General features: G+C 58.0%; 23 protein-coding genes, 1 tRNA gene and 1 pseudogene. 9 read left to right on the top strand and 16 right to left on the bottom strand.

Going from position 1 to position 24,547, the window contains the following annotated elements; translation table 11 throughout:
- Positions 1-60: 60 nt before the first annotated feature.
- A tRNA-Leu gene (locus BLR72_RS05125) sits at positions 61-146 on the bottom strand.
- A gap of 148 nt (positions 147-294) precedes the next feature.
- Between BLR72_RS05125 and BLR72_RS05120 the strand changes: the two genes are divergently transcribed.
- The 3 genes from BLR72_RS05120 to gpt all read left to right on the top strand — a co-directional run bounded on the left by BLR72_RS05120 (position 295) and on the right by gpt (position 2,642).
- A complete protein-coding gene (locus BLR72_RS05120) occupies positions 295-1,047 on the top strand; it encodes a competence/damage-inducible protein A (protein WP_091945753.1) in 753 nt (250 codons plus the stop codon).
- Between the two features lie 109 nt (positions 1,048-1,156).
- Entirely contained in the window at positions 1,157-1,999 is an 843-nt protein-coding gene (locus BLR72_RS05115) for a universal stress protein (protein WP_027231555.1), read from the top strand.
- A gap of 145 nt (positions 2,000-2,144) precedes the next feature.
- Positions 2,145-2,642, top strand: coding sequence for a xanthine phosphoribosyltransferase (gpt, locus tag BLR72_RS05110; RefSeq protein ID WP_027231556.1), 498 nt, complete (start codon positions 2,145-2,147; stop codon positions 2,640-2,642).
- Positions 2,643-2,645: 3 nt separating this feature from the next.
- On the opposite strand, the gene corA is transcribed toward gpt, so the two are convergent.
- Positions 2,646-3,686 carry a magnesium/cobalt transporter CorA gene (gene corA, locus BLR72_RS05105; protein WP_091945747.1) on the bottom strand — a complete coding sequence of 347 codons (1,041 nt, stop codon included), beginning with the start codon at positions 3,684-3,686 and terminating at the stop codon, positions 2,646-2,648.
- Positions 3,687-3,929: 243 nt separating this feature from the next.
- On the opposite strand from corA, the gene BLR72_RS05100 reads away from it, so the two are divergent.
- Positions 3,930-4,412 carry an NUDIX hydrolase gene (locus BLR72_RS05100; protein ID WP_027231558.1) on the top strand — a complete coding sequence of 161 codons (483 nt, stop codon included), beginning with the start codon at positions 3,930-3,932 and terminating at the stop codon, positions 4,410-4,412.
- Between the two features lie 612 nt (positions 4,413-5,024).
- On the top strand, positions 5,025-8,822 hold the full coding sequence (locus tag BLR72_RS05095) for a vitamin B12-dependent ribonucleotide reductase (RefSeq protein WP_091945743.1): 3,798 nt from the start codon (positions 5,025-5,027) through the stop codon (positions 8,820-8,822).
- 115 nt (positions 8,823-8,937) lie between these two features.
- On the opposite strand, the gene BLR72_RS05090 is transcribed toward BLR72_RS05095, so the two are convergent.
- A complete protein-coding gene (locus tag BLR72_RS05090; protein ID WP_091945740.1) occupies positions 8,938-9,327 on the bottom strand; it encodes a nuclear transport factor 2 family protein in 390 nt (129 codons plus the stop codon).
- A gap of 128 nt (positions 9,328-9,455) precedes the next feature.
- Positions 9,456-9,907 (bottom strand): annotated as a pseudogene (locus BLR72_RS05085) (nucleoside deaminase).
- 240 nt (positions 9,908-10,147) lie between these two features.
- Here BLR72_RS05085 and BLR72_RS05080 point away from each other — a divergent pair.
- On the top strand, positions 10,148-11,275 hold the full coding sequence (locus BLR72_RS05080; protein ID WP_139202498.1) for an LCP family protein: 1,128 nt from the start codon (positions 10,148-10,150) through the stop codon (positions 11,273-11,275).
- 9 nt (positions 11,276-11,284) lie between these two features.
- Here the strand turns inward: BLR72_RS05080 and arsC are convergent, their stop codons facing one another.
- From arsC to BLR72_RS05025, 11 genes are all read right to left on the bottom strand, one after another.
- Positions 11,285-11,707 (bottom strand): arsenate reductase (glutaredoxin), encoded by a 423-nt coding sequence (gene arsC / locus BLR72_RS05075; RefSeq protein ID WP_027231561.1) that lies wholly within the window; start codon positions 11,705-11,707, stop codon positions 11,285-11,287.
- Positions 11,708-11,787: 80 nt separating this feature from the next.
- Complete coding sequence (dmeF, locus tag BLR72_RS05070; RefSeq protein WP_091945730.1) at positions 11,788-12,729, bottom strand: CDF family Co(II)/Ni(II) efflux transporter DmeF; 942 nt, start codon at positions 12,727-12,729, stop codon at positions 11,788-11,790.
- Positions 12,726-13,004: a metal/formaldehyde-sensitive transcriptional repressor gene (locus BLR72_RS05065; RefSeq protein ID WP_091945727.1), complete on the bottom strand. Its 279-nt coding sequence runs from the start codon at positions 13,002-13,004 to the stop codon at positions 12,726-12,728. Before BLR72_RS05065 ends, dmeF begins: the two co-directional genes overlap by 4 nt.
- A 156-nt stretch (positions 13,005-13,160) precedes the next feature.
- Positions 13,161-13,847 carry a phosphate regulon transcriptional regulator PhoB gene (gene phoB, locus BLR72_RS05060; protein ID WP_027231564.1) on the bottom strand — a complete coding sequence of 229 codons (687 nt, stop codon included), beginning with the start codon at positions 13,845-13,847 and terminating at the stop codon, positions 13,161-13,163.
- 18 nt (positions 13,848-13,865) lie between these two features.
- Positions 13,866-14,591, bottom strand: a complete 726-nt coding sequence (phoU, locus tag BLR72_RS05055) for a phosphate signaling complex protein PhoU (protein ID WP_027231565.1) — start codon at positions 14,589-14,591, stop codon at positions 13,866-13,868.
- A 22-nt stretch (positions 14,592-14,613) separates the two neighbouring features.
- Entirely contained in the window at positions 14,614-15,387 is a 774-nt protein-coding gene (gene pstB, locus BLR72_RS05050) for a phosphate ABC transporter ATP-binding protein PstB (RefSeq protein WP_244506641.1), read from the bottom strand.
- A gap of 70 nt (positions 15,388-15,457) precedes the next feature.
- Positions 15,458-16,774 carry a phosphate ABC transporter permease PstA gene (gene pstA, locus BLR72_RS05045; protein ID WP_091945724.1) on the bottom strand — a complete coding sequence of 439 codons (1,317 nt, stop codon included), beginning with the start codon at positions 16,772-16,774 and terminating at the stop codon, positions 15,458-15,460.
- Positions 16,771-18,237 (bottom strand): phosphate ABC transporter permease subunit PstC, encoded by a 1,467-nt coding sequence (gene pstC / locus BLR72_RS05040; RefSeq protein WP_091945722.1) that lies wholly within the window; start codon positions 18,235-18,237, stop codon positions 16,771-16,773. The genes pstA and pstC overlap by 4 nt, the downstream gene beginning before the upstream one ends.
- 85 nt (positions 18,238-18,322) lie before the next feature.
- Entirely contained in the window at positions 18,323-19,366 is a 1,044-nt protein-coding gene (locus BLR72_RS05035; RefSeq protein ID WP_027231569.1) for a PstS family phosphate ABC transporter substrate-binding protein, read from the bottom strand.
- Between the two features lie 408 nt (positions 19,367-19,774).
- Complete coding sequence (locus BLR72_RS05030; RefSeq protein WP_091945719.1) at positions 19,775-20,563, bottom strand: anti-sigma factor family protein; 789 nt, start codon at positions 20,561-20,563, stop codon at positions 19,775-19,777.
- The gene (locus BLR72_RS05025) at positions 20,560-21,300 is read right to left on the bottom strand and encodes a sigma-70 family RNA polymerase sigma factor (protein WP_091945717.1); all 741 of its coding nucleotides are present in this window, start codon (positions 21,298-21,300) and stop codon (positions 20,560-20,562) included. The genes BLR72_RS05030 and BLR72_RS05025 overlap by 4 nt, the downstream gene beginning before the upstream one ends.
- A 308-nt stretch (positions 21,301-21,608) precedes the next feature.
- Between BLR72_RS05025 and BLR72_RS05020 the strand changes: the two genes are divergently transcribed.
- The 3 genes from BLR72_RS05020 (at position 21,609) to BLR72_RS05010 (ending at position 23,687) form a co-directional block, all read left to right on the top strand.
- Positions 21,609-22,583 carry an MBL fold metallo-hydrolase gene (locus BLR72_RS05020; protein WP_091945714.1) on the top strand — a complete coding sequence of 325 codons (975 nt, stop codon included), beginning with the start codon at positions 21,609-21,611 and terminating at the stop codon, positions 22,581-22,583.
- A gap of 22 nt (positions 22,584-22,605) precedes the next feature.
- Entirely contained in the window at positions 22,606-23,061 is a 456-nt protein-coding gene (locus tag BLR72_RS05015) for a tetratricopeptide repeat protein (protein ID WP_091945711.1), read from the top strand.
- 209 nt (positions 23,062-23,270) lie between these two features.
- Positions 23,271-23,687 carry a hypothetical protein gene (locus tag BLR72_RS05010; RefSeq protein WP_139202497.1) on the top strand — a complete coding sequence of 139 codons (417 nt, stop codon included), beginning with the start codon at positions 23,271-23,273 and terminating at the stop codon, positions 23,685-23,687.
- A gap of 52 nt (positions 23,688-23,739) precedes the next feature.
- On the opposite strand, the gene BLR72_RS05005 is transcribed toward BLR72_RS05010, so the two are convergent.
- Positions 23,740-24,528: a hypothetical protein gene (locus BLR72_RS05005; protein WP_091945705.1), complete on the bottom strand. Its 789-nt coding sequence runs from the start codon at positions 24,526-24,528 to the stop codon at positions 23,740-23,742.
- Positions 24,529-24,547: the final 19 nt, after the last annotated feature.

Here is a 24,547-nt window from a genome sequence, read left to right as displayed (position 1 = left end):
CTTTTATGCGATGTTGGATTCCAAATCCACCCGCCATGCCTCGCCTCACGCAAGCGTGCATGGTGCGGACGGCGGGGATCGAACCCGCATGACCTATGGCCGAGGGATTTTAAGTCCCTTGCGTCTACCAGTTTCGCCACGTCCGCGCGCTTTGCTTTTCGACGGTTCAGGCGATTCAGTCAATCGTTGATTTGACGTCGCCGGCCTTCCACGGGAAGAGCAACGACGCCCATCGGAAATGGCTTGCCGCAGGCCCCTCCTGCAATTACCGTCGCCGTCCGATAGGAGAATCTGATGTCGAACGAAGTCGTGACCGCTGCCATGCTTGCCATCGGGGATGAATTGCTCTCCGGCCGGACAAAGGACAAGAATATCGGCCATCTCGCCGATATCCTGACAGCGGTCGGCATTGACCTTGAGGAGGTGCGCATCGTTCCCGACGAGCAAGACCGCATCGTCGAGGCGCTGAATGCGCTGCGCGCCCGCTATGACTACGTCTTCACCTCCGGCGGCATTGGTCCAACGCATGACGACATTACCGCCGATGCTATCGCCAAGGCATTCGATGTGCCGTGCGAACATGATGCCAGGGCCATGAAGATCATGGGCGACAATTATGCGGCGCGCGGCATCGAGTTTACCGAAAGCCGCCAGCGCATGGCCCGCATGCCGCGCGGATCGGAGCATATCGCCAATCCGGTTTCAACGGCTCCAGGCTTTCATATCGGCAATGTCTATGTGATGGCCGGCGTTCCATCGGTTTTCCAGGCCATGCTCGACAACGTCTTGCCGACTTTGCGCGTCGGCCAGCAGTTGCTGTCGCGCTCGGTGAATTGCCCGTTTGGCGAAGGAACAATTGCCACTGCCCTGCGCGATATCCAGGCCGCACACCCCGATACGATCATCGGGTCCTATCCGAAATATGAAAATGACAGGTTCTCGACCGAACTCGTCATCCGGGCTCGCGACAAGGAAAAACTCATCGCTGCGGAAACCGCGGTCAGGAATATGGTCGAGGGCTTGTCGGCGTCGCAGCTTGGACGCTGATACACATCGAATTGACGCCAGCTTACGGAAAACGCAAAGAAATTCTTGTGTTTAAGGGGTATAATACTGTCAGATGCGCCGAGCGGCGCAAGATATGATGGAGACCACTATGGCATTTCGCACGATCATCGCATTCATTCGCAGCGAACGTGAAGCAAAGAGAGTGATCGATGCCGCAAGACTGATTGCTTCGTCGAGCGAGCGAACCCACATTATTGGTCTCTATACGATCCCTTCGCCGATCGTTTACGCCGATCCTACCGGCTTTGCCGATACGACGCTGTTCGAAGCGCATGAGCAGCGGCACAAGGAAAATTCCGAGGCGATCACCAAGCTTTTCAATGCCGAAATGGGGCGCGGCAAGATCAGCCATGAATTTCGCATCGTTCGTTCAGAGAGCAGCAGTCCTTCCGCTGGGGTCACACAGAGTGCATTGCGCGCCGATATCATCATTGCCGGCCAGCCTGACCCGAACGATCCCGACAGCGTCAACGACGTCACCGATCCGCTTGTGATGGAAAGCGGCCGGCCGGTGCTCTTCGTTCCCTACAAGGTCAGCATCCCGGAACGGATCGACCATGTGGTGCTCGCCTTCAATGGCAAGCGCGAGGCGTCGCGCGCCGCGTTCGATGCGCTTCCCCTGCTTCTCAAGGCGCACTCCGTCGATATCCTGTGGATCGATCCCAAGAAGCCGCTCGATCCCAGCCTCGAAATCCCGGGCACGCCGCTTTCCGATGCGTTGCGGCGCCACGGCGTCAACGTCACGCCCCACATCGTCGATTCCCATGGCGAGGCCACCGACAAGGTGTTGCGTCGCCGCATTGCCGAGACCAATGCATCGCTGTTCGTTATGGGTGCCTATAGCCAGTCGCGCCTTAAGGAATGGGTGTTCGGTGGCGTGACCAGTTCGATCATGGCGGACATGCCCTGCCTGACGCTGATGTCGCGCTAGCGCCCGCAATACACATATTTCGAGGACTCGCGATGGGCCAACATCGCATGCCGCTTGCCATCGGCCGGCATTTGCCGCTATTGCGAAATGCATTCCGAGCGGATTTCCGCTATTTTATCGATCCAGCCTTATTGGAGTGCGCGCCATGTCCCTGCCCGACAAAGCTTTTCCGGTCTCCTGGGACCAGTTTCATCGCGACGCGCGCGCCCTCGCCTGGCGCGTTGCCGGGATGCAGCGCGAATGGCGCGCCATGGTGGCGATCACGCGCGGCGGGCTTGTGCCAGCAGCGATCATCTGCCGCGAACTCGGCATAAGGATGATCGAGACAGTCTGCATCGCCTCCTACCATGATTATGACGAGCAGGGCGATCTCAAGGTGCTGAAGGATGTCGATGCGCGCCTCCTCGAAAATGAGGGCGAAGGCATCCTCGTTGTCGACGACCTCACCGATACCGGCAAGACGGCGGCGATCGTACGCTCGATGATGCCAAAGGCCCATTTCGCCACGGTTTATGCCAAGCCCAAGGGCCGCCCGCTCATCGATACGTTCGTTACGGAAGTCTCGCAGGATACCTGGATCTATTTTCCCTGGGACATGGGCCTGACATATCAGGAACCGATAACCAAGGGACACCGTGGCTGATCGCTAGAGCCAGCCGCTCTTGCGGAACCGCCAGAAGAGAATCAGGCACACGCACAGCATCAGCGCCATGATCCAGTAATAGCCGTTGGGCGAGTCGAGTTCGGGCATGTATTTGAAGTTCATGCCGTAGATCCCGGCAATTGCCGTCGGCACTGCGAGGATTGCCGCCCAGGCGGCAAGCCGCTTGGAAATAATCGTCTCCTGGCTTTGGCCGACAAGCAAGCTCGCCTCGAAGGCGAAGGCGAGAACCTCGCGCAAACCGTCGATCTTTTCCTGCACGGTGCGCACATGGTCTGTCACATCGCGAAACAGGGGCTGCATCGCAGTCTGTATCTGCGGCAGGTCCGTATTGCTGAGCCGTCCGCATACATCGACCAGCGGACCAATGGCGTTGCGCAGGCGCAAAAGATCGCGCCGAAGCATGTAGAGCCGCTCGAGATCGCTGCTGGTCATGGGCTTGGTCAGGACGCGGTCTTCGATCGACTCGACCTCGTCATGGATCGACTCGAGCACCGGCATGTAATTGTCCACGATGAAATCGAGAATGGCGTAGAGGATGAAATCCTCGCCCTTGGCCAGGGCATAGGGCGAAGTTTCCCAATGTTGGCGGACGGCCGTATAGGACGTTGAAGGTCCGTGACGGACGCTGACGAGATAGCCCTTGCCGACAAAGACATGGGTCTCGCCGAAAGCCACCCGGTTGTCGATGAGTTGTGCTGTGCGCGCCACCACGAATATGGCATCCCCATATTGCTCGAGCTTCGGCCGTTGGTGCGCGTGCTCGGCATCCTCTATCGCAAGGCTATGCAGGCCAAACTGGTTCTGTACCCGGTGCAGGAGTTCGCCGTCAGGCTCGAGAAGCCCTATCCACACCACATGTCCGTCTTTCTTGGACCAGTTGCCAGCCTCATCTATCGGAATATCGGCAATCCGCTTGCCATTGGCGTAAACACACGAGGCAATGACGCTCGAACGGCCGGTGTCCGCGGTCGAAGTGTGCGAATGAGGTAAATCGTCATCGAAAGACGAATGTTGGGAAACCATTGCACCTCCGATCGCGTTGAACGACAGATTATCGCGTGTAGCGATCCCTTTCCAGTTATCACTTGGTCGTGTGATTGGTTTGCACTGCAATTAGAATGGTGGAGCGTGAGATTTTTGCACTGCTGTTCAAAAAATCGTCACAAGTGGCGTATAAGCAACCTGTAGTTGGGCCGAAACACTTGTGAATTCGGAGAATCGGTCCACATTAGTAGAAAATAGTAAGACTAAAGTACGAGCGGACCATTGAACGTAACCTACCTGGATGAGATCGTGACCGACAAGCGAATTGAATTGCCAAACGGCAAAATTCGCCAGGTGGCGGCGCTTGTCTATCGTACGAAGAAGAGCAAGACCGAAATCTTGCTGGTTACGAGCCGGGGTACCGGCCGCTGGGTGTTGCCCAAAGGCTGGCCGCAGGTCCGGAAGACTTTCGCTCAATCCGCACGCACCGAAGCCTATGAGGAAGCGGGCGCACGCGGCGATGTCGCGCCCTTCTCCATCGGCACTTACACCTACAAAAAGAGCGACATGTGCGACGGCGAGAATGGCGACTTCATTGTCGACGTTTTTCCAATGCATTTTTCCCGGCAGGAAAAGAACTGGCCGGAGCGCGGCCAGCGCCGCATCGAATGGATGAGCGTGGCCGCCGCAGCAGAATGTGTCGACGAGCCGGAATTGCGCGAGCTTATCGCCAGCTTCGATCCTGCAATCCTGGATCTTCACTAGTTTCAAGCTCGCTGATTTCGGCTGACTTGACGATCGTCGTCGTTTTTCGCGACGACTATCCACAGGCGTTTTTTTCGCAAGGTTCTCCCCGTTATCCACATATGTGACACACAAGATATTGCGGTCACAAATATGTAAAAAACTATGCCTTGACGCTCACGCCCGAGTCATTTTTTATGATCGACGGCGTTGCGTTCGTGGCGTGGCCGGCGTGTCTGTTACCGGTCTTCTTACCAGTTTATGCAGGTTTTTCCGCAGCTTGGCCTGTTGTGCCAAGGCGTCGGCGAAGCTGTGCCCGGACGGACAACTTCTTTGCATCTGCTGGCAGATATTTCTTGGGTAAACGGCAATTTAACACTATATTTAGTGTTTACAGGGTAGAGTGAATACCAGATAGTGTGAACACATCATAAAAGATGAATCACACGACAGGCGTCAAAAAAAGGGCCGCCAGGCCCGGAAATCATGCGGGCGACCGCGCCGATGACGGGTCGAGGAAATTCGGCTGGCTCCAGACCGCTGGAGCCGGATAGGGCGGACATGTGTCCATAGCTGCGCATCTCTTCACAGGGAGCCCGATGGACACTATATATAGAGACAAGGACGAGAGAGATGCGGATAGAACGGCGTTTTACCAAAGACAATCAGTCAGCCTATGCGGACATCGAATTTCGTGTAGCGACGAGTGAGATCAAAAACCCTGATGGATCCGTCGTGTTCCGTCTTGAGAATATCGACGTTCCAGCCCAGTTCAGTCAGGTGGCTGCCGATATTCTGGCGCAGAAATATTTCCGCAAAGCCGGCGTGCCGGCCAAGCTGAAGAAGGTCGAAGAGAACAACGTTCCGTCATGGCTCTGGCGTTCGGTCGCCGACGAAGAGGCGCTCGCGGCATTGCCCGCTGATGCGCGCTATGGTTCGGAAATGGACGCACGCCAGGTCTTCGACCGGCTTGCCGGCACCTGGACCTATTGGGGCTGGAAGGGCAAATACTTCGACAGTGAGGAAGATGCCCTCGCCTTCCGTGACGAACTTGCCTACATGCTCGCGACCCAGCGCGTCGCGCCCAATTCCCCGCAATGGTTCAACACCGGCCTGCATTGGGCCTATGGCATCGATGGTCCCGGCCAGGGTCATTATTATGTCGATCCCGAAACCGGCAAGCTGACAAAATCAAAGTCCGCCTACGAGCATCCGCAACCGCATGCCTGCTTTATCCAGTCTGTCGCCGACGATCTCGTCAATGAAGGCGGCATCATGGATTTGTGGGTGCGCGAGGCGCGCCTGTTCAAATATGGCTCGGGCACCGGCTCAAACTTCTCCTATCTGCGCGGCGAAGGCGAAAAGCTTTCGGGCGGCGGCCGCTCATCCGGCCTGATGTCGTTCCTGAAAATCGGCGACCGCGCTGCCGGCGCGATCAAGTCGGGTGGCACCACGCGACGCGCCGCGAAGATGGTCGTCGTCGACGTCGATCATCCGGATATCGAGGAATATATCGACTGGAAGGTCAAGGAAGAGCAGAAGGTTGCCGCGCTTGTGACCGGCTCGAAGATCGTTCGCCAGCACCTGACCGCGATCATGAAGGCTTGCGTCAATTGCGAGGCCGACAATGGCGATTGCTACGACCCGACCAAGAATCCGGCGTTGAAGCGCGAGATCAAGGCCGCGAAGAAGAACCAGGTTCCGGAAAACTATATCCAGCGGGTCATTCAGTTTGCCCGGCAGGGTTACACGGACATCGACTTCAAGACCTACGATACGGATTGGGATTCGGAAGCCTATCTCACCGTTGCCGGCCAGAACTCCAACAATTCGGTTTCGCTGAAGGATGAGTTCCTGCGCGCAGTCGAAGGTGATGGCAACTGGAACCTGACCGCCCGCAAGGACGGCAAGGTTATGAAGACGCTGAAAGCCCGCGACCTCTGGGAAAAGATCGGCTACGCCGCATGGGCCTCGGCTGATCCGGGCCTGCATTTCAATACGACCATGAATGATTGGCATACCTGCCCTGCGGCAGGGCCGATCCGCGCGTCAAATCCGTGCTCGGAATATATGTTCCTTGACGATACGGCCTGCAATCTCGCCTCGATCAACCTCCTCACCTATCGCGGCAAGGACGGAAAGTTCGACGTCGTCGGCTACGAGCATACGGCCCGTCTGTGGACCATCGTCCTCGAAATCTCGGTGATGATGGCGCAATTCCCTTCGAAGGAAATCGCACGGCTCTCCTACGAATACCGCACGCTCGGCCTTGGCTATGCCAATATTGGCGGCTTGCTGATGACCTCCGGCATTCCTTATGACAGCGCTGAAGGTCGCGCCATCGGCGGTGCCCTCACCGCGATCATGACCGGCGTTGCCTATGCGACCTCAGCCGAAATGGCGAAGGAGCTCGGCACTTTCCCGGGCTATGCGCCGAATGCCGCCAACATGCTGCGCGTCATTCGCAACCATCGCCGCGCTGCCCATGGCGAAACCCAAGGCTACGAGGCGCTTTCGGTAAACCCGGTCGCCCTGATCGCTACCGACTGCCCTGACCAGGACCTGATTGCCCACGCGAAATCCGCCTGGGACCAGGCACTGGCGCTCGGCGAGAAGCATGGCTATCGCAACGCCCAGGCAACCGTCATCGCACCGACGGGCACGATCGGCCTTGTCATGGATTGCGACACCACCGGTATCGAACCCGATTTCGCCCTGGTGAAATTCAAGAAGCTTGCCGGTGGCGGCTACTTCAAGATCATCAACCGCGCCGTACCGGAAGCCCTGCGCACGCTTGGCTACACGGAAAGCCAGATTGCCGAGATCGAGGCCTATGCCGTTGGCCATGGCAATCTCAACCAGGCTCCCGGCATCAATCCCGGCTCGCTGAGGGCGAAGGGATTTACCGACGAGATCATCGCCACGTTGAACACTGCGCTGAAGTCGGCCTTCGACATCAAGTTCGCCTTCAACAAGTGGACGCTGGGTGAAGATTTTGCCAGGAACGCGCTCGGTTTCACCGACGAGCAGCTCAACGATATTTCCTTTGAGATGCTGCCGGCTCTCGGCTTCTCGAAGAAGGAAATCGAAGCCGCCAATATCCATGTCTGCGGTGCAATGACGCTCGAAGGCGCCCCCTTCCTGAAGGAAGAGCACTATCCGGTGTTCGATTGCGCCAATCCCTGCGGCAAGGTCGGCAAGCGTTTCCTCTCGGTCGACAGCCACATTCGCATGATGGCCGCCGCCCAGCCGTTCATTTCCGGCGCGATCTCGAAGACGATCAACATGCCGAATGAAGCAACGGTCGACGATTGCAAATCCGCTTACATGCTCTCGTGGAAGCTGGCGCTCAAGGCAAACGCACTCTATCGCGACGGCTCCAAGCTTTCGCAGCCGCTCAATTCCTCGCTTATCGCCGATGAGGACGAGGATGAGGACGATGCAGTCGAGGCGCTGATCGAGGCACCAACCGCGGCACGCGCCGTGCAGGTTACCGAAAAGATCGTCGAGCGCATCGTCGAGAAATATATCCATGACCGCGAGAAGCTGCCCAACCGGCGCAAGGGCTACACGCAGAAGGCAGTCGTCGGCGGCCACAAGGTCTACCTGCGCACCGGCGAATTCGACGATGGCCGTCTCGGCGAAATCTTCATCGACATGCACAAGGAAGGCGCCGCCTTCCGTGCAATGATGAACAACTTCGCCATCGCCATCTCGCTCGGCCTGCAATATGGCGTGCCGCTCGAGGAATATGTGGAAGCATTCACCTTCACCAAGTTCGAGCCGGCCGGCATGGTTCAGGGCAATGACGCGATCAAGAATGCAACATCGATCCTCGATTACGTCTTCCGCGAGCTTGCCGTTTCCTATCTCGACCGTCACGACCTCGCCCATGTCGATCAGTCTGATTTCTCGAATACTTCGCTCGGGCGTGGTATTTCCGAAGGCAAGGCCGAACCGGTATCGAAGGGCCTGACACGCGGCGCTTCGCTGAAAGTGGTTTCGCCGGGCAAGGCCGACCCAAAGGGTTTTAGCAATGCAGGGGGTCAGGGTGCGGTAAGCGCTCCGAAGGCAACTGCGTCATCAAATGTCACGACCCTTGCCGCCCGCTCCGCCGTCGCCGTCGCTGCCAAACCGGCCATCGCCGCAGTCAGCGAGGAATCCTCGGCCTTCAAGCGCGATTATGAAGAACGCGCCAAGGGCGAGGCCGAGGCCAGCGCCGCTTCCGCGCTCTTCGAGAACGAGGATGCAGAAGCTGCCGCCGAGGAAGCGAAGGCCGAAGCAAAGAAAATCATGTCGGACCGGCGCATCAAGTCAATGATGCAGGGCTATACCGGCGACAACTGCTCGGAGTGCTCGAACTTCACGATGGTGCGCAACGGCACCTGCCTGAAGTGCGACACATGCGGCGCAACCAGCGGCTGCAGCTGATAAGCGCAGCGCGCATTGTCCGGCACAATCAGCTTGACAATGTTCGTAGCAAGCAAATTCATCTCCGGTCGTTTTCACGACCGGAGATGAAAATTTTCAACTGAACAGGTTCGTGCTACTTCAGAAACGTCTCGCTGTGCGCGTGACACTCCCAACCAGTTGATCCGCGAATCCAAACCGAGCTATCTGCGGCCCGCATTTTTTGCGATTTGCCATTCATCGTTACATTCTGCTCGACAGTATACGCGATAAGCGCGACATCTGGCGACGGCGTCGAAACCTCGACATCTGCGAATTCATAGGATTCCAGGCTCCAGTTGCCGTCCTCGGTCATCTGGCCCATTTTCTTTTTGCCGATGCGCATCACACCTTGGGCGCCGGTTACAAGTGCCGGATCCGCCGACAGTTCCGCGGTGCGGTCGCCGTCTTTCGCCTTCATCGCATCCCAATAGGATTTTTCGAGAGCTACGATGTCATCCTTCGTTGGCATACTGCGAGCGGTCATGGCCTCGTCCTCCGATGGTGTATCATCGAAAAACGCTCAATGATGCCCCAGGTTCCCGCTACCGTCGCTCTGCGGGTATTCCGCCTTCTCAAGACGAGGCTTGCAACCATTGCAGGATGACGCGGAGATCAGGGCGCTTGGTTGTCCTGCCAAACTTGATACAGCTTACCATCGCCCACGGGCGAATGCGCATATGACAACCCCGTTTGCTGGTCGATTGGTTTCGCCAACTCTTTTGCTATGACGGCCGTAGAGAAGCCGAACGGTTCTGCCTGTTCATTGGAATAAGCGAACTTGATATCGCCAATACCGGCCATGCGCATGGCTGCGAGGCACATGGGACAGGGTTGGCCGCTTGCATAGACCGAACAGCCGTCCAAACGGGGGGATTGCAATGCAAGCCCGGCAGCCCCAGGGCCAGAAGTTCGGCATGTGCTGTTGGATCGTTGTCGGCCTGAATCCGGTTGACGCCGCGCGCGATGACCTTGCCATCCTTGACGACCACGGCCCCGAAAGGACGACCGCCCGTTTTTACATTGTCGAGTGCAAGGGCGATCGCCTCTTCGAGAAATTGATTGATGTCCGTCTAGTGCGGTAGCGCCTTCCTTCAATTCGCGCCCTCAGCATAGTCGTTCTGCCGTGTGTCGCAACGGCTTGGCCATCTCCTTGCGGCGTTCGCACACTCTGGGCATGGCAAATGTCTTGTTCGAATTCTCTGGCATTCGCGTTGTTGCTTGTGCGATGGGCATCGTTAAAACGGAAATGTTAGTTGGCTTGGCCCGGATAATGATTACCTTGGCTTGTTCTACTGGAGAATTTTGTGAGTGACGGATTGATCAACAGCGCGCCGAAGCCTGAGGGCGATCCTCAACGACGCCGGCGGCTGCATTTGCTGCTCGCTTCCGTCACTTGCCTGATGCTTGTAATCCTGCTTGCCATTTGCGGCATGTATTGGAAGTTCACGAGCAATCTGCGGCACTTCGAGGTTGCTGAAGCCGACCTCGGCAATCGCCGCCCGGCCAAGGCATCGCCTGATGCACTCAACATCCTGATCGTGGGTTCAGACCAGCAAACCGTTTCCGTCGCCAACCCCGGCGAGCGCAGCGACATCCTCATGCTTGCGCATCTTTCGGCCGATCGCAGCGAGTTGAATGTCGTGAGCTTCCCGCGCGACCTGCTCGTTCCCCTTCCCGCCTGTTCCGGCCGCGAGGGCCTGCCCGGCCAGCGGGCGCACCTCGGCATGATCAACTCATCCTTCATGTTCGGCGGCATCGGTTGTACCTGGAAGACCGTCGAAACCCTAACGGCCATAAAGATCGATCACGTGATCAAGGTTGATTTTAGCGGCTTCAGGCGGATTGTTGAGGCCATTGGCGGCGTCGAATACTGCATATCCGAACCAATCCACGACAAGCTTGCCGGGCTGGACCTCCCTGCGGGATGCCAGACGCTCAATGGCGAAGAAGCGCTAGGCTACGTGCGCGCCCGTTACAGCATAGGCGACGGCACCGATATCGGACGCATTCATCGTCAGCATGAATTCTTTGGTGCCATGGCTCAAAAATTGCTCGGAGCGCAACTGGCGAACCCTGTGCGGCTCTTCAGCTTCATGGATGCCGCGACGAAATCCGTCATCACCGACCCGGGTTTCAGTCCGGGCGTGATGCGGGAACTCGCCTTCGCCGTCCAGCATCTTTCGTCCGAAAATATTCACTTCATCACCATGCCATGGCACTATTCGACGGCATCCCCCGGACGGGTCGAATGGGTCGAAAAGCCTGCAAAGCGGCTTTTCCGCTCGATAGCCGCCGATAAATCCCTGATGGATACTGAGTTCACGCGGGCCAAGATCGGCGAGCCGCAAGATTCCACGACCAAGCCCTGCGGCGCCAGCCGCGTCGACCACTGCGCCGAAATTTCGCAGGCCGATGGCGTTGCTCGTCCATAACATCGAGGCTCAGCGGACGCGATTGCCCGAGCTGTCGATAACGACCTCACCATCCTCCTTGGAAAACGGGCCCTTCTGCGCATCTGGCAGGATCTCAAGCACAATTTCTGAAGGGCGGCTGAGCCGCACGCCTCTTTCGGTCACGACGAAAGGACGTTCGATGAGGATTGGATTGGCCATCATCGCGTCGAGAAGCGCATCGTCGTCCAACGAAGCATTGTCGAGGCCAAACTCGGCATAGGGCGTACCTTTTTGGCGCAAGGCCTGGCGCACGCTAAGACCAGCCCGGCTGATCATTTCCTTCAGGGTTTCCCGGCTCGGCGGCGTCTTGAGATATTCCACGATCACCGGCTCGATCCCTGCATTGCGGATCATGGCGAGGGTATTACGCGAGGTACCGCATTTCGGGTTGTGGTAAATCGTGACGGTCATCACATGGGCTCCCGGCTATTCGAACGTTCGTCGCACGTGGGGTCTTCAAAGCTCAGCGTGTGACCCACCAGAATCGATATTTACGCGGCCTTCGGCTCTACCTCAACGGTCACATGCGACAACTCATGGATATGTGCGAGTTTGGCACGATAGGACGACGGCGCTTTCGGATCGTCGCTCAAAAGCGAAACAATGGCACCGTGATGCCCCGGGCCAAGCTGCCAGACGTGCAGGTCGGTAATCACGTCGCCCTCCTTTTCGATGGCGCCACGTATTTCATCAGGCAGGTCTTCACCCTGAGGGACATAGTCGAGCAACACGCCGCCCGCATCGCGGATGAGACTCCATGACCATCTGGCGATAACAAGAGCACCGACTATTCCCATGGCCGGATCGAGCCAAAGCCAGCCGTAAATGCTGCCCGCGAGAAGGGCGATGATGGCGAGGACGGACGTCAGCGCATCGGCAAGAACGTGCAGATAGGCGGCACGCAAATTATGATCGTGACCGTGGTGATGATGGTTATCGCCATGGTGACCGTGGTGATGATGGCTATGGTCGTCGCGCAAGAGCCAGGCACAAACAAGGTTGACGGCAAGGCCAAGCACGGCAACGGAGATCGCCTGCGGAAAACTGATCGAGATCGGGTTGGCAAGGCGTAGGAAACTCTCCCAGCCGATCAGCAGTGCAATAAGCGCGAGGATCACAGCGCTGGCAAAACCTGCGAGATCGCCGAATTTTCCCGTGCCGAAGGTGAAACGCGGATTGCTGGCATTCTTCCTTGCATAGAGATAGGCCAACGCCGCGATCAAAATCGCGGCAGCATGTGTCGACATATGCCAGCCATCGGCGACAAGCGCCATCGAGCCGAAAACCGTTCCCGCCACGATCTCCGCAACCATCATCGTCGCGGTCAGCGCGATCACAAACCAGGTGCGTCGTTCGTTGCGCTCGTGATCGTCGCCCAGAAACACATGGGCATGCGTGCCTTGAGGCAAATGGATCGCGTGATCGTGGCTCATTTCAGATACATCCTTACAACGTCGATGAGATCCGCTGCGCCCTTGGCGCGTTCGCTGTCCGTCTCGGTTCCGGGATCGACGACATGCATGCGGATATGGTCCTCGATGAGTTCACCCATCAGGCCGTTTACCGCGCCGCGCACCGACGCCACCAGGTTCAAAATGTCACCGCACGACATTTCCGCTTCGAGCGCACGCTCGACGGCCTCCATCTGCCCCTTGAGACGACGGATCCTTGCGAGGAGTTTTGGTTTTTCCTTGGTGGTATGAGACATAATATAGCCCCCTACCCTATATTTGCGTGAATTTCAAGTCCAGGCTGTGGAGACTTTGAGCAAGGCGTTGTCGGCGGACTACAAAATACCAAAAGGCGTCGCATCAGCCATCTAGCGCTGATGCGACGCCCTTGTTAGAACCACAATAATTGAGAATCAGCCGAACGAATAGCCGGCGCCACGTACGGTGCGGATCGGATCTATCGAACGTCCGATATTGATCGCCTTGCGCAGGCGACCAACGTGGACGTCAACTGTGCGATCATCGACATAGATGTCCGCACCCCAGACATTATCGAGCAACTGGCCGCGCGAAAAGACTCGTCCGGGTGACTGCATGAGGAATTCGAGCAGCCGAAACTCCGTCGGGCCAAGTTTTAGCTCGCGCTCCTTGCGGAAAACGCGGTGCTGTTCGCGGTCGAGCTTGAGATCGCCGAAGCTCAGCACGTGCGAAAGCAGGCTCGGATTGACGCGGCGAAGCATGGATTTGATGCGCGCCAGGAGTTCAGGCGTCGAAAACGGCTTGACCATGTAGTCGTCGGCACCGGTCGAAAGGCCGCGAACGCGTTCGCTTTCCTCGCCGCGGGCGGTGAGCATGATGATTGGCAGGATTTCGGTCTCGCGCCGCGCCCGCAGGCGGCGGCAGAGTTCGATGCCCGACAGGCCAGGCAGCATCCAGTCGAGGATCAGAAGATCCGGAACGTTCTCGCGCAGCGCAATTTCCGCTTCGTCGCCACGTGCGATCGTCTCGACAACATAGCCTTCAGCTTCAAGATTGTACCGGAGGAGGACGCTCAGGGCTTCCTCGTCCTCCACAACGGTGATTTTGGGAGCTATTGCCATATCAAGCCTTCAGTTGAATTAGGACTCGGTCGTTTCATCCACAATAATAGTATGTGTCTGGTCTTCCTTGGGACGTTCCGCCGGCAGTTGCGAACCGGTAACAATGTAATAGACTGTCTCGGCAATATTGGTGGCGTGGTCGCCTATGCGCTCGATATTCTTGGCGCAGAACAAAAGATGCGTACAGGCGGAAATGTTGCGCGGATCTTCCATCATGTAGGTCAGCAATTCGCGGAACAGCGACGTATAGAGCGCGTCGATTTCGTCGTCGCGTTCGCGCACAATGTTCACCTGCTGTACCGAGCGCGTCGCATAGGCGTCGAGCACGTCCTTCAGCTGCGTCAAGGCAAGTTCGGCGATTGTCTGCAAGCCGCGGTAGACCGAGAGCGTCTGGCGGGTATCGGTCACGGCAACGACGCGCTTGGCAATGTTCTTGCCGAGATCGCCGATACGCTCGAGATCGGAGGAAATGCGGATCGTCCCGATGACTTCACGCAGGTCGATCGCCATCGGCTGGCGCTTGCCGATGATGGTGATGGCCTTTTCATCGATCTCGCGCTGACCGGCGTCGAGGATCAGATCGTCCGAGATAACGCGCTGCGCCAGCGCATTGTCGGAATTGACCATGGCGGCGACCGCCTGTTCGACCATGCGTTCGGCATGACCACCCATCTCGGCGATCTTGTGCGTCAGGAACTTCAGTTCGTCATCGTAAGAGCGCACAGTGTGCTGCAACTCGGTCATGTGCTTTGTCCTCGTTCCTGCGTCAGCCGAAGCGTCCGGTGATATAGTCCTGGGTGCGCTTCTCGGTGGGGCTTGTGAACATCATTTCCGTATCGCCGACCTCGACAAGATTGCCGAGATGGAACATGGCCGTGCGCTGCGAAACGCGCGCTGCCTGCTGCATCGAGTGGGTAACGATGACGATGGTGTAGTTTTCGCGCAATTCATCGATCAGTTCCTCCACCTTTGCTGTGGCGATGGGATCAAGCGCCGAGCACGGCTCGTCCATGAGGATCACTTCCGGACTGACGGCGATGGCGCGGGCAATGCACAAGCGCTGCTGCTGGCCGCCGGACAGACCGGTGCCAGCCTCATGCAGGCGATCCTTCACCTCGTCGAAAAGGCTGGCGCGGCGCAGGCTTTTTTCAACGATTTCATCAAGTTCGTGGCGACCCTTCGCGAGTCCGTGAATGCGCGGTCCATAGGCAACGTTCTCGAAGATGGACTTCGGGAAAGGGTTGGGCTTCTGGAACACCATGCCCACCCGGGCACGGAGTTCGACGACGTCGATCTTCGGATTGTAGATATCCTCGTCATCGAGCGTGATCTTGCCGCCGATCTTACAACCTTCGATGGTGTCGTTCATGCGGTTGAGACTGCGCAGGAACGTCGACTTGCCGCAGCCCGAAGGGCCGATCAGCGCCGTGACCATCTTTTCCGGCACGTCGAGGCTGACACCGAACAAGGCCTGCTTGTCGCCGTAGTGAACAGTGACTTCCTTGCCTTGCATTTTGATTGCGTTGGGCTGGGCGCTCATCTTGTCGTTTACCGCCTTTTCGAGATTTCGTTCCGTCATAAGGTTCATAACTAGGTCCTCTCTCGAACAGTTACCAGCGGCGCTCGAAGCGGCGACGCAGAAGGATGGCCGTGATGTTCATGACCGCGAGGAAGAGAAGCAGCACGATGATAGCACCGGACGTCCGCTCGACGAAGGCGCGCTCCGCTTCGTTGGCCCACATGTAGATTTGCACGGGCAATGCCGTCGAAGGATCGAGCGGCGTTACCGGATTGTTGGCGACGAAAGCCACCATGCCGATCAAAAGCAGCGGCGCGGTCTCGCCGAGGGCATGCGCCAGGCCGATGATGGTACCGGTCAGAATGCCGGGTGCGGCGAGCGGCAGGACGTGATGGAAAACCATCTGCGTCTTCGATGCGCCAATGCCAAGCGCCGCCGCGCGGATGGACGGGGGTACGGCACGCAGCGCGGCGCGCGTCGCGATAATGATTGTCGGCAGCGTCATCAGTGTCAGCACGAGACCGCCGACCAGCGATGCCGAGCGCGGCATATGCAGGAAGTTGATGAAGACTGCGAGGCCGAGCAGACCGAAGACAATCGACGGGACCGCCGCAAGATTATTGATGTTGACCTCGATAATATCGGTCAGGCGGTTCTTCTTGGCGTATTCCTCAAGGTAGATCGAGGCGGCAACGCCGATGGGCAGCGAGAGGCCGAGCACGATCAGCATCATGTAGAGCGAACCGATGAGGGCGACGCTGAGACCCGAAGTTTCGGGGCGGCTGGACGCGCCATAGGTGAAGAGACCGGTGTTGAAGCGCTGGGCCATGGCGCCGTCAGCCTTCAGCTTGTTCATCCATTCGACCTGCTTGTCCGAAACCTTGCGGCGCGACTGGTCGACGCTGAGATCGATCTGGCCCTTGAACGCGGAGTCGATGTCGGCGCCCGTAAGCACCCAGACATTCTGCGTAGTGCCGATGAGATTAGGATTTGCAACGACGAGCTCACGCAACTGGCCGCGCACGCCATCGGAGAAAAGCTTGCCGAGTTCGCGCAAGCCGGGCTTGTCGGTTTGGGCGACCCCCAGCTTTTCCGCCAGTGCATTGCGGGCGAGAACCGGATAATTGGCGGTCAGAAGCACGTTTGGATCGGTGGCACGCTTATTGTCCGGATCGATGATCTTCGGATCGAGATTGATCGCAAGATTGACCTCGGTCTGCCAGAATGCGGTGTAGCCGTTGGAGAACACGGAGAACAGCAGCGCAATGAGAAAGAAGATGCCGATCGCTATCGCTGCGATGCCATAGAGCTTGAACCTGCGTTCGGCAGCGTAGCGGCGCTTTAATCCAATGTCTCGCCGGGCGGGACGTGCCGATGCAGCAGCGGGATTGAGGGCTATGTCGGTCATTCGTACTGCTCCCGATACTTGCGGACGATGTAGAGCGCGAAAATGTTCATGCCAAGCGTGATGAAGAAGAGCGTGAGACCGAGTGCAAAGGCGACGAGGGTTTGCGGCGAATTGAACTCAAGGTCTCCCGTCAGCTGGTTGACGATCTTGACAGTGATTGTCGTCATCGCCTCGAACGGATTGATGTTGAGATTGGCGGCAACGCCGGCTGCGAGCACGACGATCATCGTTTCGCCGATGGCGCGTGATGCCGTCAGGAGCAGCGCGCCGACAATGCCTGGCAGCGCGGCGGGCAGTACGACGCGGCGGATCGTTTCCGAACGGGTCGAGCCGAGCCCGAGCGATCCGTCACGCAGCGACTGCGGTACGGCCGTGATGATATCGTCGGAAAGCGACGAGACGAACGGGATCAGCATGACGCCCATGACGATGCCGGCGGTGAGCACGCTCTGCGCCTGGATGAAGGCATAGCCGCCGGAAAGCGCCGCGCTGAGGTCGCGCAGGAACGGTCCGACGGTGACGAGCGCGAAGAAGCCGTAGACGATGGTCGGGATGCCGGCGAGCACTTCGAGCAGCGGCTTGACGACCGAGCGCACGCCGCGGCTCGCATATTCAGCCATGTAGATGGCCGAGAAGAGGCCGACCGGGACAGCGAAAAGCATGGCGACGAAGGCGATGTAGAGCGTGCCGGCAAGGAGCGGGATCAGTCCGAACTGGCCTTGCGATCCGCCTGAGCCGGCCGCGGCAAAGCGCGGATCCCATACGGTGCCGAAGAAGAAGCTTGCCGGCGAGACCGACTGGAAGAAGGTGAGCGTCTGAAACAACATCGACAGGATAATGCCGACGGTTGTCAGAATGGCGATGGTGGAGGCAGCGAGCAGAGCACCGAGGATGACGCGCTCGACATTGTTGCGCGCCCTCGCCCGAACATGAACGCCGGACAGGCCATAAAGTGCGCCGCCGACCGCCAGAAGGAGGGCCATGATGCCGCCGATATAATTCGCGCGCTGGGTGTTCTTGTTCCACTCAACGGCGATCGGGATCATATAGTCCTGACCGTCGGGCGCGAGCGCCACACCCTTGGCTGAAAGCAGCGGGCGCAACTCGGCGAAGGTCTGGGGAAGATTGGCCATCTCATCGGTCGTCAGCTTCCCGAGGCCGCGGGCAATGCCGCTGACCATGCCGAGTTCGAGGCTTTGGCTGGCGATAACGGTGTCAGCCGTACGGACTGGCAGTTCAGCAATCGCGGAGCGCTCCAGGTAGATATTGGTCGCGCCGGCCCAGACGACCAGGAACAGGATCGCTGGCAACGCCGAAGCCAGGAATACCCACCATGCATGGTAGTGCGGCAGGGAGTGCGGCTTTACGCTTCCGTCATTCTTGCTGACAGCGCGCTGGCGCCCAAGGAAGTATCCGATAACGCCGATCGCAAGGACAATGACAAACACCAATGACGTGGACATCAAGCTTTCCCCGATCTGTCCTGTAATTCAGTTTGAATTCGAAACGGGACAGGGGCGGCTCGCGCCGCCCCTGTACCTCAGGAATTTAGTTCTTCATCGTGGTTCCGGCGGCGAACGCGTCACGCTGGGCCTTACGTTCTGCTTCCGGAGCCGGTACGAGACCGTATTCGGCAAGCGGGCTGTCTTCGCCGATCATCTGATCGCTGAGGAAGAAGTCGACATATTCCTTCAGGCCCGGAATAACGCCGAGATGCGCCTTCTTGACGTAGAAGAACAGCGGACGCGAAACCGGATACTTGCCCGAAGCTATCGTCTCGGTGCTCGGCACAACGTCCGAAACCGTCGCGACTTTCAGCTTGTCGGCATTGTTCTCATAAAAAGCGAGGCCGAATACGCCAACGCCGGTCTTGTTGGCGTCGATGCGGGCAAGCGTCTCAGGATAGTCGCCGTCGATATCGATGGCCTTGCCGTCCTTGCGGATCTTGACGCAGGCAGCAGCCGAAGCCTTTTCGTCGAGGCCGAGCTTCTTGATTGCGTCAGCAGCGCCGGAAGCCTTGCAGCCGCCCGTCATCAGCTTCTCTTCGAAAACTTCACGGGTGCCGTGCTTTTCGCCGGGGATATACGCTGCAATGTCCCAATCCGGAAGGTTCGGGTTGACCTGGTTCCATTTGGTGTTCGGATTGTCTACGAGCTTGCCGTCAACAACGATCTGAGCGGCGAGAGCGGTGTAGATGTCCTTCGGGACGATCTTCCAGTCCGGACCCTTGATGTCGGTGGCGAAAACGATGCCGTCATAGCCGATGCGGATTTCTTCAACGTCCTTGACGCCAGCGTCCACGCAGGACTTCAGCTCGGTGTCCTTGATCGGGCGCGAAGAGTTGGCAATGTCGATCGTGTCTTCGCCGACGCCCTTGCAGAATTCCTTGATGCCTGCGCCAGAACCACCGGATTCAACAACCGGCGTCTTGAAGTTCGGGAAGGTCTCACCGAACGTTTCGGCAACAATCTTGGCATAGGGCAGCACGGTCGAGGAGCCAGAAACCTGAATCTGGTCGCGGGCAGATGCACCCACCGTCGATGCGGCCACCGCAATTGCAAGCACTGCGGCCGTGGAAATTAGCTTGTTCATAGGAGCAGCTCCTGTTGGTTTAATTCGTGTGACGCCTCTAACGTCGGCTGCGGTCTATAGAAGCTTTATTACAGTCATATGACAGCATTGTAACAGTTATGTTGCAGGGGTTGCGGCGGCTCGCATCAACCACCTGAATCGAAAATCACACTGAAACCAAAACCTTATGAGTCTACTGAATTGGGTGTAGATGGGCGCAATCGAATATGATCAATGATTCCAGCAGCTTCTCCGGATAAAATTGCGACAGGTGGCGACAAGCCGGCCAAGTTCCGTGACAACAGGAACTTAGCCAGCTTAACATGCCCGGCAACGCTCGAAAGTTTCGCTAAATTCTCTCAGCCCGCAATAAGGCTGTCACAATCGTGTGCGCGCCGTTGAGGGCATCAAAAAGAGTGGGCGAACGTTCTAGCCCGATTTCGCGACAGCATTGGCAAATAGCTCGCGAAACGCTCGAAGGTCGGAGGGATTGACGTCGGAAATCGCCCAAAACGTCAGGCCATCCTCATACCATTTGATCAGATTATACCCTTCCCGCACGCTTTCGCTGCCTGCCGCTGGTGCGGATGGCCACACGAACACGTTGATAACATGGGCGTTGCGTCGGTAGACGAGCGCTGCGACGACCTTGCCGTCAATGTAGTCCATGCGGCCACCGACGAGGGGAAAGCCATGCCCCGAAAGATCGACCACCGGCGGCGAATAATCGACCTTCCCGTTGAACCACGGCTTCACGGTGTGCTGGTCTGAGGTCAGCACGTCGGTCAGATGGCTGACCATCAGGGAGCGGACATGACTGGCGAGGATTTGATCCTGCAGCGACGTTTGCGTCTGCGGCAGCGAGAAGACCAAGAAGAGGCTCGCCGCCAGGGCGGCAAAGGAAGGAATATAGCTCCAGCGCTTGGTGAATTGCAGCAGCCGCGTAGCCCAGTGGTTGTCTTGTGCGCGCGCCCCGCTTTGCTCCTGCGTAATCGCTGCGAGAATTGTCTCGCGAACCTGCGGCGGCATCGTCCACCGAACATTGTCCTGGGACATCATGTGCTTCAGCGATCGGACGTTGTCGAGTTCCCTTGCACAGTTCGCGCAGGTCTGCAGATGCTCCTCGAATGCGAGCGCATGGACCGCATCGAGTTCGTCATCGATATAACCGTGCATCATTACAAACCAGTCCGGGCAGGCGTGAGAGGTCTTGCTCATTTTGCTGCCTCCTCGTCGCCGTTCTCGTTGCGCCAGCACCGGCCGAACTCCCGTCGTGCCCGGGCGAGCCGCGACATCACGGTTCCAATCGGCACATCGATGATATCGGCGATCTGGCGGTAAGAAAGTTGTTCGAGTTCGCGCAATACCAGTATTTCCCGCAGGTCGTCGGCGAGCGCGTTGATGATGGAGCGAACCCGCTCCGATTCGGACGCGCGGATAAGCACGTCTTCCGGCGTATCGTCCTCTGACGCTATGTCGGACGCATCGGCTCCGGCTTCATCCGGGTGCGCAGATTCGGCAAGAGGCGCCTCGAACCGGCGCTTGCGACCCCGCTCCTGCTGCCACGCAAAGTAGCAGTTCCTGACGATGGCAAATATCCAGGAGCGTGCATCGCCGCCGAGATAGCCGTCGAAATTACGATAAGCCCGCAAAAAGGCGTCCTGGACGATATCCTGCGCGGCGTCGCTATCGCGGCTGAGATAGCGTGCGAAATTATAGGCCGCATCCAGTTGCGGAAGCATGAGTTGGTTGAAGCGGGCCGACCGGGCCTCGTCCACGACAGGCGTTCTTGCAGCTGCCGACGAAACCATAAGCAGCGTGGTATTCGCCCGTGGCTTAAAACCACGGTCGCCCGCATTCCTGAAATCGAAAAGCCGGGACAGCCATGTGAAGGCCGGATTTTGCGGCAGCAAAGTCGATGTAAGCGCCATGCGCATGCCTCGTACAATTGTCATTTTTGCCTACTGAACATCGGGCGGCAAAAGCCGCATTCATCAGGTAGATCGTTCTGCCGCGTGAAATATTCTCCACATCGATGATTTTTTTGAGACGCCCTCGTTTTTGGGACGGGCCGAAAATGCCAGCGTGACCGTCCTCTTGCGGGAAACCAAATATATTCATTTCAATTCAATGACTTGTTGGATTTTTCGGCTTGGTGCGAGAATAAAATCGCCTTCCATTCAGTCTCCTTGTTCAGCGGATCGAACAGTCGATCGGACAAGTTCTCCGCCCGGAATGAACCATTTTACGAGGAGACGAGCACATGTTTGATATTACACGCCGTACAGTCCTTGGAGCGGCCGCCTCGGCCGCCGCCTTCGGCCTCGCGCGCAAATTGGAAGTCACCCTGCCCGCGCGTGCCGAAGCGCAAGTTGAGCCGGCAACCGGCTTCTACAAATACACGGTCGGATCCATTGAAGTGACCGCCATCTATGACGGCATCTGGCGCAAGCCGCACGATCCGGCATTCATCAAGAACGCTTCCGTCGACGAGACGAAGCAAGCACTGGCGAAGGCCGGGCTAACCACCGATTTCATGCCGATACCGCTTACCGTCGTCGTCCTGAAGGTGGGTGACCGCCTGATCATGATGGATGCAGGCTCGGGCGTCGGCCAGTGGCAGGCCAACGCAACGCATCTGCCGGCAAATATGAAAGCTGCGGGCATCGACTATACCAAGATCGATACGTTGATGATTTCGCACTTCCATCCCGACCACGTCTGGGGCCTCATGGAAAAGCAAACCAACGCCTCGATCTTCCCCAACGCCGAAATCATCGTCAACGACGCCGAGTATCAGTGGTGGACGGACCCCGGCCGGGTCGACAAGCTGGCCGAGGGCCGCAAAGCAGCGGGACGGCGCATCGCCTCGGTGTTCCCCACCTGGAAGAATTGGAACCGCGTCGAGAATGGAGCCGAGGTAGCCCCCGGCATCCAGATGATCGCCGCACCCGGCCACACGCCCGGACATTCGGTCTTCCTCGTCACCTCGGGCAATGAGCAACTGATGGTGTCGGCCGACACGATGTACGTGCCCGCGTTGCTGGCGGCGCATCCGGAGTGGCAGGGGAGCTATGATCAGGACGGTCCCATGGCGATCGCTACCCGGCACAAGCTTATCGACCGCGTCATCGCTGACAACATCAAGATCTGCGGGTCGCACTTCCCGTTTCCGGGATCGGGAACATTCGTAAAGGACGGCAACGCCTATGCCTTTACCCCGACCGTTCAAGCCTGACCAAACAAAGGAGCATGAAATTATGATTAAGCACGTACTTATCGGCCTGCTGACATTCGCCGCCACCACGGCTTTCACGCCGCTGGGTTCAATAACGCCAGCCTACGCGGTCGACAACATCGAGCCCGACCCCACGGTTGACCTTACCTCGGTTCGCGCGAAGATCGATGCAAAGGACTATGCCGGTGCTTTGGCCGAGCTTCGCGACCTGGCCGAGACCGACCAGCAGGCTGATGTCTACAACCTCCTCGGGTTCACCTTGCGCAAGACCGGCGACTTCGACACCGCCCTCACCTATTACGACAAGGCATTGCAACTTGAACCGGATCATAAGGGCGCCCACGAATATCTCGGCGAGCTCTATGTCGAGACCGGCAAGATGGACAAGGCGCAGGAGCAGCTTGCCTCGCTGACCAAGCTGTGTCCCGCTGGTTGCGAAGAACTGGATGATCTGCGCAACTTCATTGCGTCGAAGTGAACCAATGCCGCGGGCGGTTACTTGCCGCCCGCGACGTGCGCCGACAGCATTTTTCCGTCGCGGTATATGCAACCATTCCTTGCAGGAAATGAGCCGGAAGCCGTTGACATGGTTGGCATTCCGTAGCCGTATATCGACTGGCAGCGCCAAGTCCGGCAAGAACTCGGATCCCTATCGCGCCACCACTAAAACAAATCGGAGTGAACTCGATGACGGGTAGAATGAGCAAGGTCGCGCTCTTGAGCAGTGTGATCAGCCTTTGCATGGCAACGGGCGTGATGGCTGCGACGATAAAGGAACTGCAGGGGGCCTGGACCATGGACGGCACCAAATGCGAGGATACCTTCACCAAGAAGGGCAAGTCGACGGTCTTCAAGGATCGAACGGCGTCAACGTCCACCGGGTTGCTGGTTACGGGCAGCAAGGTCGCAGGGCCCAACGCGATCTGCACAACAAGGAGCGTTCGCAAGCAGAAGGACCGGGTTTCGGCCAATCTCAGCTGCGTCGACTCGATGATGCAGAATGATATGACGGTCACATTCAAGATCGTCGACGCAAAGACATTCCAGCGTTACGATCCGTTTGGCGACAATATGTATGTCACCTACCAGAAATGTGACATGTGAATGGACAAGGGCTCGCCGCTATAATGCGCGCGAGCCCTTTGACGTTTCCTGATCAGAAATGCAAGACGACGCCGAGGATCGGGCCCTGCTGGACGACGTCGAAAACAAAACCGTCATCACTGTAATCGACCCCGAGGGCACGGTAGCCGGCGACGGCCGACACCTTCTCGTTGAACGAATAGCCGATGCCGCCTGCAACGTCCCAATCAAGGTTTGCCTGGCCGCCACCAACCAGGCCCCAGCCTGTTAAATAGATATTGTTGGTAAGCGAATATTTGCCGCGCACGCCGGCAAGCGCATCAACCCATGTAGCACTGTCGCTTCGATCGACGCCGTCAAGTATGCCGCCGTTGAATGAAATCTCAGTCTTGGCGTACCAGAGACGGGCCGCTGCGACGAGGTCGAGATTGCCTCGGTCGCTTTGCAGCACCGAATAGCCGCCGCCGAGCAGGCCGGCGAACGTTTCGGAAGACACACCGACGCTATCCGCCAATATTCCTCGCGGCGTCCCCGATGCGTCTGAAATCTTGCTGTAGATCACGTCGCCAAAAATGCTGTACCGGTCGTAGCGCGCTTCCCCGATTGTCATCGCGGCAAAGTCGAGCTCGTCCCAGATATCGCTGAAACTCATATCCGTGTGTACGGGCGGGAGGCCGAAGACGCCCGTATCGCCGGACATTCCCGCCGCCCAGAAATAGGGGCTGACCGCGAAGGTCCAGCCGTCCTTCTCGACCTGGTTCATTTCCGGCGCCATCGCGGAGTAAATATCGGCGGCGCGTACCGGGCTGGCGGCGAGCAGACCCGCAACCAGTACGGACACAAGTGCGATAGGATTTTTCATGTCATTCCCCCGAGTTCTG

Origin of the sequence: Phyllobacterium sp. YR620 (genome assembly GCF_900104165.1) — a bacterium.
Classification (GTDB): domain Bacteria; phylum Pseudomonadota; class Alphaproteobacteria; order Rhizobiales; family Rhizobiaceae; genus Phyllobacterium; species Phyllobacterium pellucidum.
This window is presented reverse-complemented; position numbering and strand designations above follow the sequence as displayed.

Bases quoted from the DNA above. Each gene is read 5' to 3' on its own strand.
- BLR72_RS05120 (WP_091945753.1), top strand. From the start codon at position 295: ATGTCGAACGAAGTCGTGACCGCTGCCATGCTTGCCATCGGGGATGAA.
- BLR72_RS05115 (WP_027231555.1), top strand. From the start codon at position 1,157: ATGGCATTTCGCACGATCATCGCATTCATTCGCAGCGAACGTGAAGCA.
- gpt (WP_027231556.1), top strand. From the start codon at position 2,145: ATGTCCCTGCCCGACAAAGCTTTTCCGGTCTCCTGGGACCAGTTTCAT.
- corA (WP_091945747.1), bottom strand. From the start codon at position 3,686: ATGGTTTCCCAACATTCGTCTTTCGATGACGATTTACCTCATTCGCAC.
- BLR72_RS05095 (WP_091945743.1), top strand. From the start codon at position 5,025: ATGCGGATAGAACGGCGTTTTACCAAAGACAATCAGTCAGCCTATGCG.
- BLR72_RS05090 (WP_091945740.1), bottom strand. From the start codon at position 9,327: ATGACCGCTCGCAGTATGCCAACGAAGGATGACATCGTAGCTCTCGAA.
- arsC (WP_027231561.1), bottom strand. From the start codon at position 11,707: ATGACCGTCACGATTTACCACAACCCGAAATGCGGTACCTCGCGTAAT.
- dmeF (WP_091945730.1), bottom strand. From the start codon at position 12,729: ATGAGCCACGATCACGCGATCCATTTGCCTCAAGGCACGCATGCCCAT.
- BLR72_RS05065 (WP_091945727.1), bottom strand. From the start codon at position 13,004: ATGTCTCATACCACCAAGGAAAAACCAAAACTCCTCGCAAGGATCCGT.
- phoB (WP_027231564.1), bottom strand. From the start codon at position 13,847: ATGGCAATAGCTCCCAAAATCACCGTTGTGGAGGACGAGGAAGCCCTG.
- phoU (WP_027231565.1), bottom strand. From the start codon at position 14,591: ATGACCGAGTTGCAGCACACTGTGCGCTCTTACGATGACGAACTGAAG.
- pstB (WP_244506641.1), bottom strand. From the start codon at position 15,387: ATGAGCGCCCAGCCCAACGCAATCAAAATGCAAGGCAAGGAAGTCACT.
- pstA (WP_091945724.1), bottom strand. From the start codon at position 16,774: ATGACCGACATAGCCCTCAATCCCGCTGCTGCATCGGCACGTCCCGCC.
- pstC (WP_091945722.1), bottom strand. From the start codon at position 18,237: ATGTCCACGTCATTGGTGTTTGTCATTGTCCTTGCGATCGGCGTTATC.
- BLR72_RS05035 (WP_027231569.1), bottom strand. From the start codon at position 19,366: ATGAACAAGCTAATTTCCACGGCCGCAGTGCTTGCAATTGCGGTGGCC.
- BLR72_RS05030 (WP_091945719.1), bottom strand. From the start codon at position 20,563: ATGAGCAAGACCTCTCACGCCTGCCCGGACTGGTTTGTAATGATGCAC.
- BLR72_RS05025 (WP_091945717.1), bottom strand. From the start codon at position 21,300: ATGACAATTGTACGAGGCATGCGCATGGCGCTTACATCGACTTTGCTG.
- BLR72_RS05020 (WP_091945714.1), top strand. From the start codon at position 21,609: ATGTTTGATATTACACGCCGTACAGTCCTTGGAGCGGCCGCCTCGGCC.
- BLR72_RS05015 (WP_091945711.1), top strand. From the start codon at position 22,606: ATGATTAAGCACGTACTTATCGGCCTGCTGACATTCGCCGCCACCACG.
- BLR72_RS05010 (WP_139202497.1), top strand. From the start codon at position 23,271: ATGACGGGTAGAATGAGCAAGGTCGCGCTCTTGAGCAGTGTGATCAGC.
- BLR72_RS05005 (WP_091945705.1), bottom strand. From the start codon at position 24,528: ATGAAAAATCCTATCGCACTTGTGTCCGTACTGGTTGCGGGTCTGCTC.